Consider the following 16,061-nt stretch of genomic DNA (forward strand, 5'->3'; position numbering starts at 1 on the left):
CATGCAAGTTAAGCGATTTTTCGCCGCCGATATGCGTCAAGCCATGAAGCTGGTTCGCGATGAGCTGGGCGCTGAAGCGGCCATCATCGGTAACCGGCGCATTGCTGGTGGCGTAGAGCTGACTGCTGCTCTGGATTACAAGCTGTCCGCCCTGGCACCGCGTGTGCCGAACATGGAGCTGGAAGACGAGCTGCGCAAGACTCAGTCGCGCATCGTCTCCGCCCAGGCCGAATTGAACAACCGCAGCGACAGCGACGCATCGGTCAACCTGCAGCTGTTTTCCGGTAAGCCGGTCAACCCTGCCGATACGCACATCGAGCCGACACTCGAAGAGCCGCCGCGCCCATTCGCGTACGCACCGCCACAGGCCGCCGAGCCTGCCGTTGGCCAGCGCGCTTATGACTCGATGCGCTCCGAATTGAACGGCCTGCGCGAGCTGCTGGAAGTCCAGCTCGGCTCGCTGGCCTGGAACCAGTTGCAGGGCAGTCGTCCGCAGCAGGCCAATCTGTGGCGTCGCCTGCAACGTGTCGGCTTGTCCGGCCCGCTGTCACGCGATCTGCTGTCGATGATCCCGGAGATCGACGAGCCTCGTCAGGCCTGGCGCATGCTGCTGGCTCATCTGGCACGCATGATCGCCGTGCCGGAAGTCGAGCCGCTCGAAGAGGGCGGCGTGATTGCAATGGTCGGTCCTGCCGGCATGGGCAAGACCACCACCCTGGCCAAACTGGCAGCACGTTATGTGTTGAAGTACGGCCCGCAGAATATCGCACTGGTCAGCATGGACAGTTTCCGTATCGGCGCGCAGGAGCAGCTCAAGACCCTTGGGCGCATCCTCAACGTGCCGGTCACCCATGTCGATCCTGGCCAGTCTCTGGTTCAGGCGCTGGAACCGCTGCTGCGCAAGCGCGTGGTGCTGATTGACACCGCCGGGCTGCAGGCCAGTGATCCTGCGCTGCGCATGCAGCTGGAAAGCCTCGCGGGTCGCGGCATCAAGTCGCGCAACTATCTGGTGCTGGCAACCACCAGCCAGAAGCAGGTGCTGACAGCCGCGTATCACAGTTACAAGCGTTGTGGCCTGGCCGGATGCATTCTGACCAAGCTTGATGAAACAGCCAGCCTCGGCGAAGTCCTGAGCCTGGCGATCAGTCACGAATTACCTGTGGCCTATCTCACGGACGGACCACGCATTCCTGATGACCTGCATATTCCGCGTCGTCATCAGCTGGTAAGCCGCGCGGTGAGTGTGCAGATGCAGGATGAGCCTAGCGAGGAAGCAATGGCTGATATGTTTGCTGACCTCTATCACACCCCTGGCAAGAGAGTGGGTTAAGTGATGGATATTATTGGAATGTCCCTGCGTCAACGGTCTGCCATGCAGTGTTCATACGCGAACGTGCAGCCCTCGATGTGGTTTCGGTCTACGCAAGACAAGGTAAAGAAATAACATGGGCAGCATGCATCCCGTACAGGTTATCGCGGTGACCGGTGGCAAAGGTGGCGTCGGTAAGACTAACGTGTCAGTGAACCTTTCACTGGCCCTTGCCGAGCTTGGCCGTCGCGTCATGCTGCTGGACGCCGATCTGGGTCTGGCCAATGTCGACGTGCTGCTCGGGTTGACGCCCAAGCGCACGCTTGCCGATGTCATCGAGGGGCGTTGTGAGTTACGCGACGTGCTGTTGCAGGGGCCGGGCGGGGTTCGAATCGTACCCGCTGCTTCCGGCACCCAGAGCATGGTGCATCTGTCGCCCGCCCAGCATGCCGGCCTGATCCAGGCGTTCAGCGAGATTGGTGACAACCTCGATGTGCTGGTGATCGACACGGCTGCCGGTATCGGCGAGTCGGTGGTCAGCTTCGTGCGCGCCGCTCAGGAAGTGCTGCTGGTGGTGTGCGACGAGCCCACGTCGATCACCGATGCCTACGCCCTGATCAAACTGCTTAACCGCGATTACGGCATGAACCGCTTCCGGGTGCTGGCCAACATGGCACAGAGCCCGCAGGAAGGGCGCAACCTGTTCGCCAAGCTGACCAAAGTGACGGATCGTTTTCTCGATGTTGCGCTGCAGTATGTAGGTGCCGTGCCGTACGACGAGTGCGTACGCAAGGCGGTACAGAAACAGCGCGCCGTCTACGAAGCATTCCCGCGTTCCAAATGTGCACTGGCCTTCAAGGCCATTGCCCAGAAGGTTGATACCTGGCCGTTGCCAGCCAACCCGCGGGGTCATCTCGAGTTCTTCGTTGAGCGACTCGTTCACCAGACCAGTGCAGGGCCTGTGCAATGACTGCGAGCGGCTACCAGATGTACAGCAAGGCTTCCCGTAATTCACAATACGAGTTGATCGAGCGCTATGCGCCACTGGTCAAACGTATCGCTTATCATCTGCTGGCGCGCTTGCCGGCCAGTGTGCAGGTCGAGGATCTGATCCAGGCCGGCATGATCGGCCTGCTTGAAGTCTCCACCAAGTATGATTCCACCAAGGGTGCGAGTTTCGAGACCTATGCCGGCATTCGCATCCGGGGTGCGATGCTCGATGAGGTGCGTAAGGGGGACTGGGCGCCACGCTCGGTACACCGTAATACGCGTATGGTCAGTGACGCAATTCGGGCAATTGAAGCTAAAACCGGCCGTGACGCTAAAGATCACGAGGTTGCGGCCGAACTCCAGTTGAGTCTCGATGATTACTACGGGATTTTGAATGACACCTTGGGCAGCCGCCTCTTCAGTTTCGACGACCTGCTGCAGGACGGCGATCATGAAGGGCTGCACGAGGATGGCGCAAGCGGATCGCTTGAGCCGTCGCGCGACCTGGAAGACGAGCGCTTCCAGGCTGCGTTGGCCGATGCAATTGCCAATCTGCCAGAGCGCGAGCGTCTGGTGTTGGCGCTGTACTACGACGAAGAGCTGAACCTCAAGGAAATCGGAGAGGTTCTCGGGGTCAGCGAATCGCGGGTCAGTCAGTTACACAGCCAGTGCGCAGCTCGTTTGCGAGGGCGTTTGGGGGAGTGGCGAGCGCGTTGACAGGCAATGTGCGGTCTATGGCCGCGCGTTGACTGCAAGCCGGCTGTGCAGAGCGTTACGTGGTAACGGGGTGGACCCGTCAGAAGCCTGTCAGGTATTGCCTCGATGGGCTTGTTTCTCAGGTCCTTGCCTGTTGTTGTGCCAAGCCCGTCGTCGTTTCGTACAGCCGGGGGTGTGCTGTGCCAGTATTGAGTGAACAGCGTGTTCAGGTGCTGAATGCGTTAAAGACTGCTTGGAGGTCGAATTGGACAAGAACATGAAAATCCTCATCGTTGATGACTTCTCAACGATGCGGCGGATCATCAAGAACCTTTTGCGTGATCTGGGGTTTACCAACACATCGGAAGCGGACGATGGTCTGACCGCATTGCCGATGCTGCAGAGCGGTGCCTTTGACTTTCTGGTGACGGACTGGAACATGCCTGGCATGTCCGGTATCGATCTGCTGCGCGAAGTCCGCAAGGACGAACGCCTCAAGAGCCTTCCCGTGCTGATGGTCACTGCCGAAGCCAAGCGTGAGCAGATCATTGAAGCTGCCCAGGCTGGGGTGAACGGTTATGTAGTCAAGCCATTCACTGCCCAAGCCCTGAAAGACAAGATCGACAAGATCTTTGAACGCGTCAATAGCTGATGCAAGCCGCGAGGGCGCTATGGATAACAATGATTCGATGGCCGACTTTGAGTCGACCTTAAAAAGACACGCGCAGGAACTTGTCACCAGCCTTGAAAAGGGTCGTTTCGGTGACGCTGTGCAACTGATCCACGAACTCAACCAGACACGCGACCGCGGCCTTTATCAGGAAGTGGGCAAGCTGACTCGTGAGCTGCACAGTGCAATCGTAAACTTTCACATCGATCCGCACATGCCTCAAGCCGAGGAAGTGTCGCAGATCACGGATGCTACCGAACGCCTGTCGTATGTGGTGAGGCTGACCGAGAATGCGGCCAACCGCACCATGGACCTGGTGGAAGAGAGTACGCCGGTCATGAACGGCCTGAGTTCCGACGCCAAGGCGTTGAGCGATGACTGGGGGCGTTTCATGCGCCGCGAAATCGGTGCCGAAGAGTTCCGCGAGCTGGCCAAGCGGGTCGATGGTTTTCTGACGCGTACCGAGAAGGAAACCCATCAGGTTTCCGCGCATCTCAACGACATTCTGCTCGCCCAGGATTACCAGGACCTTACCGGTCAGGTCATCAAGCGTGTGACGCAACTGGTGACCGAAGTCGAGAGCAATCTGCTCAAACTGGTGCTCATGGCCAGTCATGTCGATCGCTTCGCAGGCATCGAACATGACGAACAATCCATCCTCGATGAAAAAGATCCTAAAAAACATCTCACTCAGGGTGAAGGTCCGCAGATTCATGCCGATAAACGTGAAGACGTCGTATCCGGACAGGATGATGTAGACGATCTGCTATCGAGCCTCGGCTTCTAAGATCTGTAGACGGTTAATTTTAGGGAGCACCCCATGAGCTTCGGCGCCGATGAAGAAATCCTTCAGGATTTTCTGGTAGAGGCCGGCGAAATTCTGGAGCAGTTGTCAGAGCAATTGGTCGAGCTGGAAAGCCGACCGGATGATGCTGATCTGCTCAATGCAATTTTTCGCGGTTTTCACACTGTAAAAGGGGGCGCCGGCTTCCTCCAGCTCCATGAGCTGGTGGAGTGCTGCCACATCGCCGAAAACGTGTTCGACATCCTGCGCAAGGGTGAGCGTCGCGTTGATTCCGAACTGATGGACGTGGTCCTGGAAGCACTGGACACCGTCAACAGCATGTTCGGTCAGGTACGTGAACGGACTGACGTAACTCCGGCGACGCCAGAACTGCTGGCCGCGCTGTCGCGTCTGGCCGAGCCACAATCCGCCGACGAGGCCGCGGCTCCCGAGCCAGAGCCCGAGCCGGTGGTCGAAGTCCAGGCTGCTGCGGTTGCAGAGCCAGCGGCTGGCGACGAGATTACCGATGATGAATTCGAGCAACTGCTCGATTCGCTGCACGGCTCCAGCCCGGTGTCTGCAGCGCCTGCACAGGCGCCAGCAGCAGCGGCTGCGCCGGCGGGTGACGAAATCACCGATCAGGAATTTGAATCCCTGCTTGATCAGTTGCATGGCAAGGGCAAATTTGCGGCCGATGCTGCAACCGCTCCGGCCCCTGCACCTGTGGCGCAGGGCAGTGCAGCGCCTGCCGGTGACGAAATCACCGACGACGAATTCGAAGCGTTGCTCGATCAACTGCACGGCAAAGGTTCGTTTGACGCCGCGGTAGCGACGCCAGCAGCTGCTGCACCCGTAGCCGCTGCTGCCAAGGCGCCCGCTGCTGCGGCCGCGTCGGACGAAATCACCGATCACGAATTTGAAAACCTGCTCGACGAATTGCACGGCAAGGGCAAGTTCGAGCCTGAGGCGATTGTTGCCAAGGCATCTGCTCCGGCAGCCGCAGCCGCAGCGGCTGCTCCGCCACCGCCGCCACCTGCTGCCAAGCCTGCTCCGGCGCCTGCTGCGAAAGCAGAGCCGGTCAAACCTGCTTCGGCGCCAGCCCCTGCGCGCGCTCCTGCACCCAGCGGCGAAAAGCCGGTGGCGACAGAAGCCGAAACCACGGTTCGTGTCGATACCGCCCGACTGGACGAGATCATGAACATGGTCGGCGAGCTGGTGCTGGTGCGTAACCGCCTGGTGCGCCTGGGTCTCAACAGCGGCGATGAAGCCATGTCCAAGGCGGTTTCCAACCTGGATGTGGTCACCGCCGATCTGCAGACTGCGGTGATGAAAACCCGCATGCAGCCGATCAAGAAAGTCTTCGGTCGCTTCCCGCGTCTGGTTCGCGACCTGGCTCGCCAGCTCAAGAAAGAGATCAACCTGGAGCTGGTCGGTGAAGAGACCGACCTCGACAAGAACCTCGTAGAGGCGCTCGCCGATCCGCTGGTCCACTTGGTGCGCAACGCTGTCGACCACGGTATCGAAACGCCGGAAGAGCGCGAAGCCACGGGCAAGTCCCGCGGCGGTCGTGTGATCCTTTCGGCGGAGCAGGAAGGCGACCATATCCTCCTGTCGATCTCCGATGACGGCAAGGGCATGGACCCTAACGTCCTGCGCTCCATTGCTGTGAAACGCGGCGTCATGGACAAGGATGCAGCTGATCGGTTGAGTGACACCGATTGCTACAACCTGATCTTCGCGCCGGGCTTCTCGACCAAGACCGAGATTTCCGATGTGTCGGGTCGCGGTGTGGGCATGGACGTGGTCAAGACCAAGATCTCCCAGCTCAATGGCTCGATTAATATCTATTCGACCAAGGGCCAGGGTTCGAAGATCGTCATCAAGGTGCCGTTGACCCTGGCGATCATGCCGACCCTGATGGTGATGCTGGGCAACCAGGCCTTCGCTTTCCCGCTGGTCAACGTCAACGAAATCTTCCACCTGAACCTGTCGACTACCAACGTGGTTGATGGCCAGGAAGTGGTGATCGTACGTGACAAGGCCTTGCCGCTGTTCTACCTCAAGCGCTGGCTGGTCAGTTCTGCGGCTCATGAGGAGCAGCACGAAGGGCACGTGGTGATCCTGACGGTCGGCACTCAGCGCATCGGCTTTGTCGTGGATCAGCTGGTCGGTCAGGAAGAAGTGGTCATCAAACCGCTGGGCAAGATGCTGCAAGGTACGCCGGGCATGTCGGGCGCCACCATCACCGGTGACGGTCGCATTGCCTTGATTCTCGATGTACCGAGCATGCTCAAGCGTTACGCCGCACGGCGTATCTGAACCCGGGGTTGCGGGCAGCCTGGCTGCCTGCGACACCTATTGGAGTGTTTATGGCAGTCAAGGTCCTGGTGGTGGATGATTCCGGTTTTTTCCGCCGCCGCGTTACGGAAATTCTTTCTTCGGACCCCAACATTGTAGTTGTCGGCACCGCCACCAACGGCAAGGAAGCGATTGAGCAGGCGCTGGCACTCAAGCCGGATGTCATCACCATGGACTACGAAATGCCGATGATGGATGGCATTACGGCAGTTCGCCACATCATGCAGCGTATCCCCACCCCGGTATTGATGTTCTCGTCGCTGACGCACGAAGGTGCGCGCGTGACGCTGGATGCTCTTGACGCCGGTGCGGTGGATTTCCTGCCCAAGAATTTCGAAGATATCTCGCGCAATCCGCAGAAGGTCAAGCAACTGCTGTGCGAGAAAATCAACAGCATTTCACGCAGCAACCGCCGTTCCAGCGGCTTCGGTTCAGCCAGTGCAGCTCCGGCCGCACCGGCTCCTTCGACGTTGTCCAGCCGCGCGTCTGCGCCAGCCCCTGCACCTGCCAGGACGGTGCCGTCACGCACGGCGACACCTGCTGCGGCTCCGGCTGCTCCGGCCACTCATGCGCCGGCGCACCCGACTACTTCAGGCACAGCCAAGCGTAAGGCCTACAAACTGGTGGCCATCGGCACCTCAACCGGCGGTCCGGTCGCGCTGCAACGGGTGCTGACTCAATTGCCAGCCAATTTTCCGGCACCACTGGTGCTGATTCAGCATATGCCTGCGGCGTTTACCAAGGCATTTGCCGAACGTCTCGACAAGCTCTGCAAGATCAGCGTCAAGGAAGCGGAAGACGGCGACGTGCTGCGTCCTGGCCTGGCGCTGCTGGCGCCGGGTGGCAAGCAGATGATGGTTGACGGGCGCGGTACGGTGAAGATTCTGCCGGGCGACGAACGTCTCAATTACAAGCCGTGCGTCGACATCACCTTTGGCTCGGCTGCCAAGTCCTACGGCGACAAGGTGCTCTCGGTGGTCCTGACTGGTATGGGTGCCGACGGCCGCGAGGGCGCGCGACTGCTCAAGCAGGCCGGCAGTACCGTGTGGGCGCAGGATGAAGCGAGCTGCGTGATTTATGGCATGCCGATGGCCATCGTCAAGGCCGAACTCGCGGATGCGATCTACAGCCTCGACGACATCGGTCGGCACTTGGTAGAGGCCTGTCTCTGATGGATGTACTGAGCCTTATCGGTCTGATTCTGGCGTTTGTCGCAATCATTGGTGGTAATTTTCTCGAAGGCGGGCACCTCGGTGCCTTGCTCAATGGCCCGGCAGCTCTGATCGTGCTGGGCGGTACGCTCGGTGCTTCGCTGTTGCAGTCGCCGATGAGTGCGTTCATGCGTGCCATGAAAATCATCCACTGGATCATTTTCCCGCCACGTATCGATCTGCCCGGTGGGGTTGACCGGGTCATCGGCTGGAGCATGACCGCCCGCAAAGAGGGCTTGCTGGGTCTTGAAACCGTAGCCGATTCCGAGCCCGACGGTTATGCCCGCAAAGGGTTGCAACTGTTGGTCGACGGTGCCGAGCCTGCAGCGATTCGCAGCATTCTTGAAGTGGATTTCATCACCCAGGAAACCCGCGATATCCAGGCTGCGAAAGTATTCGAAAGCATGGGCGGCTACGCGCCGACCGTGGGTATCATCGGCGCGGTCATGGGCCTGATTCATGTCATGGGCAACCTGGCTGACCCCAGTCAACTGGGCAGCGGTATCGCCGTCGCCTTCGTTGCCACGATCTACGGCGTGGCCATGGCCAACCTGATCCTTCTGCCAGTGGCGAACAAGCTCAAGGCCATCGCCCACCGTCAGGCGCGCTATCGCGAAATGTTGCTTGAAGGTCTGTTGTCCATCGCCGAGGGTGAGAACCCGCGCTCCATCGAACTCAAGCTGCAAGGCTTCATGGAGTAACAGCGCATGGCTCGCCGTCGTCAGGTCGAAGAACATGAAAATCACGAACGCTGGCTGGTGTCGTATGCCGACTTCATTACCTTGCTGTTTGCGTTTTTCGTGGTGATGTACTCGATTTCCTCGGTCAACGAAGGCAAGTACAAGATTCTGTCCCAGGCATTGGTCGGCGTGTTCAATGACACCGAACGCACCATGAAGCCGATCCCCATCGGTGAGCAGCGCCCGGTTTCAGTCAAGCCCGCCGAGCCGCTGGTCAAGGACAGCGAGCAGACTGACGCAGGCATAGGTCAGGCGTCCGATGACCCGTTGCAGACCATTGCCCAGGACGTGCGCGATGCGTTCGGTGACCTGATCAAGTCCGACCAGATGACTGTGCGCGGCAACGAACTGTGGATCGAGATCGAACTCAACTCCAGCATGCTTTTCGGCAGTGGCGATGCGATGCCCAGCGACAAGGCCTTCACCATCATCGAAAAGGTCGCCGGGATCGTCAAACGCTTCGACAACCCGATCCATGTCGAGGGCTTTACCGACGACCAGCCGATCAGCACTGCACAATTTCCGACCAACTGGGAGCTGTCTTCAGCACGTTCTGCCAGCATTGTGCGCATGCTCGCCATGGACGGTGTCAATCCGGCGCGTCTCGCTTCGGTGGGCTACGGTGAGTTTCAGCCGATCGCCCCCAACACCAGCACCGTCGGACGCGCCAAGAACCGCCGTGTAGTGCTGGTTATCTCGCGCAATCTGGATGTTCGCCGCAGCCTGACCAGTGCTGGATCGGCCAATGTGCAACCGGATGCCGCATTGAGGCGTGCTGGCACACAAACTGCACCGGTGCCAGCAAAGCCGCCGGTACGCGCGAACGCCGTCAATTCTCCGTCACCCGCCCCCTAAACATCGTATCGGTATGGTCGTCGCTGTACGGAAGGAAAAACATTAATGAGAGTCTGGGCAGTAGCCAACCAGAAAGGTGGAGTCGGAAAGACCACCACGACCATTGCCCTGGCCGGTTTGCTGGCCGATTCAGGCAAGCGCGTGGTCGTGGTCGATCTGGACCCTCACGGCTCCATGACCAGTTATTTCGGGCATAACCCGGACGAACTGGAACACAGTGCTTTCGATCTGTTTCTGCATAAAGGCGCGGTGCCGGAGGGTCTTCCCGGCCAGTTGCTGCTGCCTACCAGCGATAAACGTATCTCGCTGATACCCTCCAGCACCGCGCTCGCCACACTGGAGCGTCAATCACCGGGTCAGAGCGGCCTGGGCCTGGTTGTCGCAAAAAGTCTGGCTCAGTTGTGGCAGGATTTTGACTATGCGTTGATCGACAGTCCGCCGCTGCTGGGCGTTCTCATGGTCAATGCTCTGGCGGCCAGCCAGCAGCTGGCGATTCCGGTGCAGACCGAGTTTCTGGCCGTGAAAGGTCTGGAGCGCATGGTCAATACGCTGACCATGATCAACCGTTCGCGCAAGGTGCCGCTGCCTTATACCATCGTGCCGACATTGTTCGACCGTCGTACCCAGGCATCGCTGGGCACCTTGAAATTGCTGCGCGACAGCTTCCCCGAGCATGTCTGGCAAGCCTATGTGCCGGTCGATACACGATTGCGCGATGCCAGCCGACTGGGGCTTACGCCGTCGCAGAACGACAGCAAGAGTCGTGGTGTGATCGCTTACCGGGCATTGCTCAAGCATATGCTCGCCGAGCAGCTCAATGCGCAGGTGGCCTGACGTGAACGTCTACTCTTTCTACATTGTTTGCTCAAGTGATGCCTCAATGCGGCCGATAACTGTATCAGGCTGCACATGCTCCATTTTTTGTTGGGCCCCGGTATGAACCGCCCTGTAGAAGTTGCAACACGACCCAAACTGGCTTTGCAGTCCTACCTGGACGCATTGTTGTACGACGCGACTGAAGTGCTCGAAGAGCCCGTCAGCAGCATCGATGAATTTCAGGCGGCTGTGCTCGAAGAGCAGGCCTTTGATGCGCGGATGCAAGCGCAGATCAAGCCGCTGGCCGTCGCGGTTGCCGCACCGGCTCCGGTGGCGGTAGCGGTCAAGGTTGAGGCGCCTGCGCCAGTGGTTGAAGTCGCTCCGGTGATCGTTGCCGAAGCGCTGCAGGTTGAAGTGGCTCAGGTTGAGGAGGCAGTGCCAACCGTTGCGCTGGTAGAACCGGTCGCCGAGTTGAGCACGCTGGCAGCCCAGCGTACACCGACACCACCGCCGACCAGCGATGGTCGTCCGGCATGGGCTGCCGAGCCGTTCGAATGCCTGTTGTTCGATGTGGCCGGTCTGACACTGGCAGTGCCGTTGGTGTGCCTGGGGTCGATTTATCCGCTGGCGGGGCAGGAGCTGACGCCGCTGTTCGGTCAGCCGGACTGGTTTCTCGGGATCCTGCCTTGTCAGGCAGGCAACCTGAAAGTGTTGGATACGGCGCGCTGGATCATGCCTGATCGCTACCGCGACGATTTTCGCCAGGGATTGCAGTACGTGATTTCGGTGCAGGGATACGAGTGGGGGCTGGCGGTGCATCAGGTCAGTCGTTCGTTGCGTCTTGATCCGAACGAGATCAAATGGCGCGCGCAGCGAGGTCATCGTCCATGGCTGGCGGGCACGGTCATCGAGCACATGTGCGCGTTGCTGGATGTTGCAGAGTTGGCCGAGCTGATAGCCAGTGGCGCGGTCAAGCAGTTGAACAAGTCGAAATAATCATGGGTCGGTGCCAGTGGCGTCACCTGCAAAGAACACACGTGAGGGGTTGGGGTTATGAATAAGTCGTCTGCACAAGGTTCCGAAGATCCTATTCTGCAATGGGTTACGTTCCGCCTGGACAACGAGTCCTATGGCATCAACGTAATGCAGGTGCAGGAAGTGCTGCGCTACACTGAAATCGCCCCGGTGCCGGGTGCGCCAAGCTACGTACTGGGCATTATCAACCTGCGCGGTAACGTCGTGACCGTGATCGATACCCGTCAGCGTTTTGGTCTGGCCCCGGTTGAAGTCAGCGACAATACGCGTATCGTGATCATCGAAGCCGACAAGCAAGTGGTCGGTATCCTGGTCGACAGCGTGGCGGAAGTGGTTTACTTGCGTCAGTCAGAAGTTGAAACTGCGCCTAACGTCGGTAACGACGAATCGGCCAAGTTCATTCAGGGCGTTTGCAACAAGAACGGCGAACTGTTGATTCTGGTTGAACTGGACAAAATGATGTCCGAAGAAGAGTGGTCCGAGCTGGAGAACATCTGATTGATCTTTGAGGTAGCTGTCGTCTTCCTGGGCATTCTCTGGGTTGTCACCCTGTTTATGTTCCTGGCCCATACCAGGCGTCAGCGCAAGCTCGACGCCGGGCGTGACGAGGCGGCTGCCTTGCGGGATCAGCGGATCAAGGAGTTGGCCAGGCGTCTGGACAACTACCAGAACGGCACGGTGCGCATGGGCGAAGCGTTGCATGAGCTGCGTGCCGTCGTTGCGCCGTTGCCCGACAAGCTCACCGCCCTGGAGCAGCGCGATCCCTCCACGCTGTCCTTCGCCCAGGCCGCCCGTCTGGTCGGCATGGGTGCCAGCATCGACGAGCTGACCCAGTCCTGCGGCCTGACCCAGGCCGAAGCGCAATTGATGACCAAACTGCACGGTAATACAGCGAGCTAGTTTCTCGTTCGTATGGCTATCGCTCCCACGCTCCGCGTGGTAATGCAGTTCGTGACGCTCTGCGTCACACAGCGGTTCTGCGACTTCAGATGCATTGAGGTTCGACTCAGGTCACCTTTTCGCCCCTTGGCGAGTTACTTTGACGGGCCAAAGTAACCAAACCCCCTCGCTCCTGTTTCCGGCCCGACTTCGTCGGGTTCCTTCGTCCTGTCACTAACGTCGCACTCTGCGTCGTCAGTGCCATCGCGATAAAAAAGCGCATTTACGATAGCCGTGAGCGCTGGAGAGTTTGGAACCTGTAACTCAGTCCATGCGCCCTTACTGCTCGTCCAGCGCAAACTCGGTCAGACAGAACGTCGGGATCTTCAGGTCGTTAAGACGCTTGGAACCGCCCAGTTCCGGCAGGTCGATAATCGCAGCGGCCTCGTACACTTCGGCACCCATGCGGCGGATCAGGTTGGCGGCGGCGATCAGCGTGCCTCCGGTCGCGATCAGGTCATCGAACATGATGACCGAGTCACCTTCGCACAGGCTGTCGGCATGCACTTCCAGATACGCTTCGCCGTATTCGGTCTGATACGCCTCTGACAGTACATCGGCAGGCAGTTTGCCTTGTTTGCGGAACAGCACCAGTGGCTTGTTTAGCTGATAGGCGACCACCGAACCAATCAGAAAACCCCGCGCGTCCATGACGCCGATATGGCTGAACTCGGCATCGATGTAGCGCTGCACGAAGCTGTCAATCACCTGACGGGTGGCCTTGGGCGATTGGAACAGGGGCGTGATATCGCGGAAGACCACGCCCGGCTTTGGGAAGTCCACGACCGGGCGGATGAGGGATTTGAAGTTCGATTGATCGAAAGTCATCAGGGGGTTCCATGGCAGTTTTGGCCGACAGTTTAAGCCGACCCGCCAAAGATCGCACGTTTCAGCTTTGCATCGACCCGCCAGCCAGCGCACACAGCTCGATGGGGGCGAGGATGTGAATCTCTTTGCCCTCGGCAGAAATCAGCTGATTTTGCTGGAACCGGGTAAATACACGGGACACCGTCTCGACTGCCAGACCCAGGTGATTACCGATTTCATTGCGCGACATGCTCAGTCGGAACTGATTGGCCGAAAAGCCTCTGGCGCGGAAGCGTGCAGACAGATTGATCAGAAAGGTGGCGATACGCTCATCGGCGGTCTTTTTCGAGAGCAGCAGCATCATTTGCTGATCGTCGCGGATCTCACGGCTCATGACGCGCATCAACTGCCGACGCAGCTGCGGCAGTTTCACGGACAGTTCGTCCAGACGCTCGAAAGGGATCTCGCAGACCGATGTGGTTTCCAGTGCCTGCGCCGAGACCGGGTAAGCCTCGGCGTCCATGCCTGACATGCCCACCAGTTCGCTGGGCAGGTGAAAGCCGGTGAGCTGTTCTTCACCGCTGTCACTGATATTGAAGGTTTTCAGTGCCCCGGAACGCACCGCATAGACCGACTCGAAGGTGTCCCCCTGACGAAACAGAAACTCGCCTTTTTTCAGGGGGCGGCCGCGTTTGACGATCTGGTCAAGGCAGTCCATGTCTTCGGTATTCAACGAAAGGGGCAGGCACAACGGCGCGAGACTGCAATCCTTGCAATGAGCCTGGGTTTGAGCGCGCGACTTGACTGGCTCGGACATCACTTAATTCCTTGTGGGAAATCACACATAAGCTGTAAGGGTAACTCACCCGTGCTTGTCGGGGCCAGCCTGCAAATCTTTCGCAGTCATCAAGGTCGCAGACTGTCTGCCGATAACCCTGTATTCCTTCAGCCACATCAGGATGCCTTGGCATGTCAACGACACTCCCGTTGATCAACAGCATTACGATACGGACTGCGACCTCGCAGACCACCTACAGTTATGCCGAGCAAAGCACTGCCGAGACATCTGCAAGCGAGACAAAGGGCGTACAGGTCAATTTGTCGGCAGAAGGCAAGGCGGCTGCTTCATCGTCCTCCAAAAACGCCGATATCGAGCAGAGCGGCCTGCCTGCTTCCGTGCAGAAGATCCTCAAGGCGATTCGCGAGCTTCAGCGCAGGATCGAGGAAACCATGGAGCAGATCCAGAAGGCCCTGAATGACCCCAGCCTGAGCCCCGAGGAGCGACGGACCAAGGCCGCGGCACTGCAGACCGTGCTCAGCACGTTGCAGGCGCAGGTGAGCAATTCCACGGCCGATATGTCGTCGCTCATGAACGGCCTGGGCTCCAGTGACGCCGACAAGACCAAGGCGGGTATGCTGGTTCTGGCCAAAATGTAGAACCTGGACGCGGGTCATATCACTCGGGAGAACTGCTGTCTGTTGTGCCGGGTCAGGTAAGCATCGAAGACCATGCACACTGCGCGTACCAGCAGTCGGCCTGCCGGTCTGACTTCAATGCCCGTCTCACTCAGTGTAATCAGCCCGTCGCTGGCCATGCCGAGCAGTTGCGGCCACGCTTCGCTGAAATAGTCCCTGAAATCGATGCAAAAGGTTTTCTCGATCTCGCCGAAATCCAGGGTGAAGCCGCAGATCAATTGCTGAATGATGGCGCGCCTGATGCGGTCGTCATCGTGGCAGATCAGTCCACGTCGAGTTGCGGGCTGGTCGCTGTCCAGCAGCCTCAGATACTCGCTCAGGTCGCTGCTGTTCTGGCTGTACAGCTCACCGACCTGACTGATGGCCGAGACACCCAGGCCGATCAGGTCGCAGTGACCGTGCGTGGTATAGCCCTGAAAGTTGCGTTGCAGGGTCAGGTCTTCCTGAGCGATGGCCAGCTCGTCGTCGGGCAGGGCGAAATGGTCCATGCCGATGTAGCGATAACCGGCGTTGCCCAATCGCTCGACGGTGCGCTCCAGCATCAGCAGTTTGCTCGCTGCATCCGGCAGATCCGCAGCGTCGATGCGCCGCTGCGGCATGAAGCGCTCGGGCAGATGCGCATAGTTGAACACCGACAACCGGTCGGGCTGCAGATCGATGACCTTGTCCACGGTGTGGCTGAAAGTCTGCGGGTTCTGTGCGGGCAGGCCATAGATCAGATCAATATTCACCGAACGAAATTGCAGCGTGCGCGCCGCTTCGACTATCGCGCGGGTCTCTTCCAGGCTTTGCATGCGGTTGATCGCCCGCTGCACCGTCGGGTCAAGGTCCTGCACGCCCAGGCTGACCCGGTTGAAACCCAGCTCGCGCAGCAGTCCCATCGTCGACCAGTCCGCTTCGCGAGGATCAATCTCGATGCCATAGTCGCCGGAATCGTCGTCCAGCAGGTTGAAGTGTGAGCGCAGTTGCGCCATCAAGCGGCGCAGTTCGTCGTGACTGAGAAAGGTCGGCGTACCGCCGCCCAGGTGCAGTTGCTCTACCACCTGATCGGGCGCCAGGTGACAGGCGAGCATTCGCATCTCGTGTTCGAGCCGTTTCAGGTAGGCCTGAGCGCGGCCGCGGTCCTTGGTGATGACTTTGTTGCAGGCGCAGTAGTAGCAAATGTTCGCGCAGAAGGGCAGATGCACGTAAAGCGACAACGGACGTGATGCCTTGCGGCTTTCGCGCAGCGCATGCAGCAGGTCGAAGGCGCCCACTTGGGTATCGAACTGCGCTGCAGTCGGATAGGACGTATAGCGCGGCCCCGCCACATCGTAACGATGGATCAGGTCTGAATCCCAACGAATGGCGTCAAACATGCGCGCGTTTCCCGGTC

General features: G+C 59.2%; 17 protein-coding genes. 14 read left to right on the forward strand and 3 right to left on the reverse strand.

From position 1 onward, the window contains the following. The first annotated feature begins 1 nt into the window (after window position 1). The 13 genes from flhF (at window position 2) to BT119_RS21415 (ending at window position 12,364) form a co-directional block, all read left to right on the forward strand. Entirely contained in the window at window positions 2–1,330 is a 1,329-nt protein-coding gene (flhF, locus tag BT119_RS21355) for a flagellar biosynthesis GTPase FlhF (RefSeq protein WP_003436114.1), read from the forward strand. Window positions 1,331–1,445: 115 nt separating this feature from the next. Next, entirely contained in the window at window positions 1,446–2,279 is an 834-nt protein-coding gene (gene fleN / locus BT119_RS21360; RefSeq protein WP_003412391.1) for a flagellar synthesis regulator FleN, read from the forward strand. Continuing rightward, window positions 2,276–3,016, forward strand: coding sequence for an RNA polymerase sigma factor FliA (fliA, locus tag BT119_RS21365; RefSeq protein WP_002554271.1), 741 nt, complete (start codon window positions 2,276–2,278; stop codon window positions 3,014–3,016). Before fleN ends, fliA begins: the two co-directional genes overlap by 4 nt. 256 nt (window positions 3,017–3,272) lie before the next feature. Beyond that, window positions 3,273–3,647, forward strand: coding sequence for a chemotaxis response regulator CheY (locus BT119_RS21370; RefSeq protein WP_161420660.1), 375 nt, complete (start codon window positions 3,273–3,275; stop codon window positions 3,645–3,647). A gap of 19 nt (window positions 3,648–3,666) precedes the next feature. Continuing rightward, window positions 3,667–4,452, forward strand: a complete 786-nt coding sequence (locus tag BT119_RS21375) for a protein phosphatase CheZ (protein WP_003370183.1) — start codon at window positions 3,667–3,669, stop codon at window positions 4,450–4,452. Between the two features lie 33 nt (window positions 4,453–4,485). Then, window positions 4,486–6,768, forward strand: a complete 2,283-nt coding sequence (locus BT119_RS21380; RefSeq protein ID WP_058416900.1) for a chemotaxis protein CheA — start codon at window positions 4,486–4,488, stop codon at window positions 6,766–6,768. A gap of 50 nt (window positions 6,769–6,818) precedes the next feature. Continuing rightward, on the forward strand, window positions 6,819–7,979 hold the full coding sequence (locus BT119_RS21385) for a protein-glutamate methylesterase/protein-glutamine glutaminase (protein WP_003436116.1): 1,161 nt from the start codon (window positions 6,819–6,821) through the stop codon (window positions 7,977–7,979). Then, the gene (locus BT119_RS21390; protein ID WP_003436124.1) at window positions 7,979–8,719 is read left to right on the forward strand and encodes a flagellar motor protein; all 741 of its coding nucleotides are present in this window, start codon (window positions 7,979–7,981) and stop codon (window positions 8,717–8,719) included. Before BT119_RS21385 ends, BT119_RS21390 begins: the two co-directional genes overlap by 1 nt. Before the next feature lie 6 nt (window positions 8,720–8,725). Beyond that, a complete protein-coding gene (gene motD / locus BT119_RS21395) occupies window positions 8,726–9,613 on the forward strand; it encodes a flagellar motor protein MotD (protein WP_003370193.1) in 888 nt (295 codons plus the stop codon). 45 nt (window positions 9,614–9,658) lie between these two features. Further along, on the forward strand, window positions 9,659–10,447 hold the full coding sequence (locus tag BT119_RS21400; protein ID WP_003370196.1) for a ParA family protein: 789 nt from the start codon (window positions 9,659–9,661) through the stop codon (window positions 10,445–10,447). A gap of 75 nt (window positions 10,448–10,522) precedes the next feature. Further along, window positions 10,523–11,425: a CheW domain-containing protein gene (locus tag BT119_RS21405; protein ID WP_003436127.1), complete on the forward strand. Its 903-nt coding sequence runs from the start codon at window positions 10,523–10,525 to the stop codon at window positions 11,423–11,425. 57 nt (window positions 11,426–11,482) lie between these two features. Next, window positions 11,483–11,962 (forward strand): chemotaxis protein CheW, encoded by a 480-nt coding sequence (locus BT119_RS21410; protein ID WP_003370201.1) that lies wholly within the window; start codon window positions 11,483–11,485, stop codon window positions 11,960–11,962. After that, window positions 11,963–12,364: a DUF2802 domain-containing protein gene (locus BT119_RS21415; protein WP_003370204.1), complete on the forward strand. Its 402-nt coding sequence runs from the start codon at window positions 11,963–11,965 to the stop codon at window positions 12,362–12,364. It begins immediately after the preceding gene. 318 nt (window positions 12,365–12,682) lie between these two features. On the opposite strand, the gene BT119_RS21425 is transcribed toward BT119_RS21415, so the two are convergent. Together BT119_RS21425 and fnr are read right to left on the reverse strand one after the other, a co-directional pair. Further along, window positions 12,683–13,231: an adenine phosphoribosyltransferase gene (locus BT119_RS21425; RefSeq protein ID WP_003370206.1), complete on the reverse strand. Its 549-nt coding sequence runs from the start codon at window positions 13,229–13,231 to the stop codon at window positions 12,683–12,685. A 61-nt stretch (window positions 13,232–13,292) separates the two neighbouring features. Next, entirely contained in the window at window positions 13,293–14,027 is a 735-nt protein-coding gene (gene fnr, locus BT119_RS21430; RefSeq protein ID WP_003370208.1) for a fumarate/nitrate reduction transcriptional regulator Fnr, read from the reverse strand. A 152-nt stretch (window positions 14,028–14,179) separates the two neighbouring features. Between fnr and BT119_RS21435 the strand changes: the two genes are divergently transcribed. Further along, on the forward strand, window positions 14,180–14,647 hold the full coding sequence (locus BT119_RS21435; protein WP_044309021.1) for a hypothetical protein: 468 nt from the start codon (window positions 14,180–14,182) through the stop codon (window positions 14,645–14,647). A gap of 14 nt (window positions 14,648–14,661) precedes the next feature. Here BT119_RS21435 and hemN read toward each other — a convergent pair whose 3' ends face one another. Continuing rightward, on the reverse strand, window positions 14,662–16,044 hold the full coding sequence (gene hemN, locus BT119_RS21440; RefSeq protein ID WP_072366891.1) for an oxygen-independent coproporphyrinogen III oxidase: 1,383 nt from the start codon (window positions 16,042–16,044) through the stop codon (window positions 14,662–14,664). Window positions 16,045–16,061 lie beyond the last annotated feature (17 nt).

Origin of the sequence: Pseudomonas sp. NFACC10-1, from assembly GCF_900119195.1 — a bacterium.
In the GTDB taxonomy this organism is placed as follows: Bacteria; Pseudomonadota; Gammaproteobacteria; order Pseudomonadales; family Pseudomonadaceae; genus Aquipseudomonas; species Aquipseudomonas cerasi.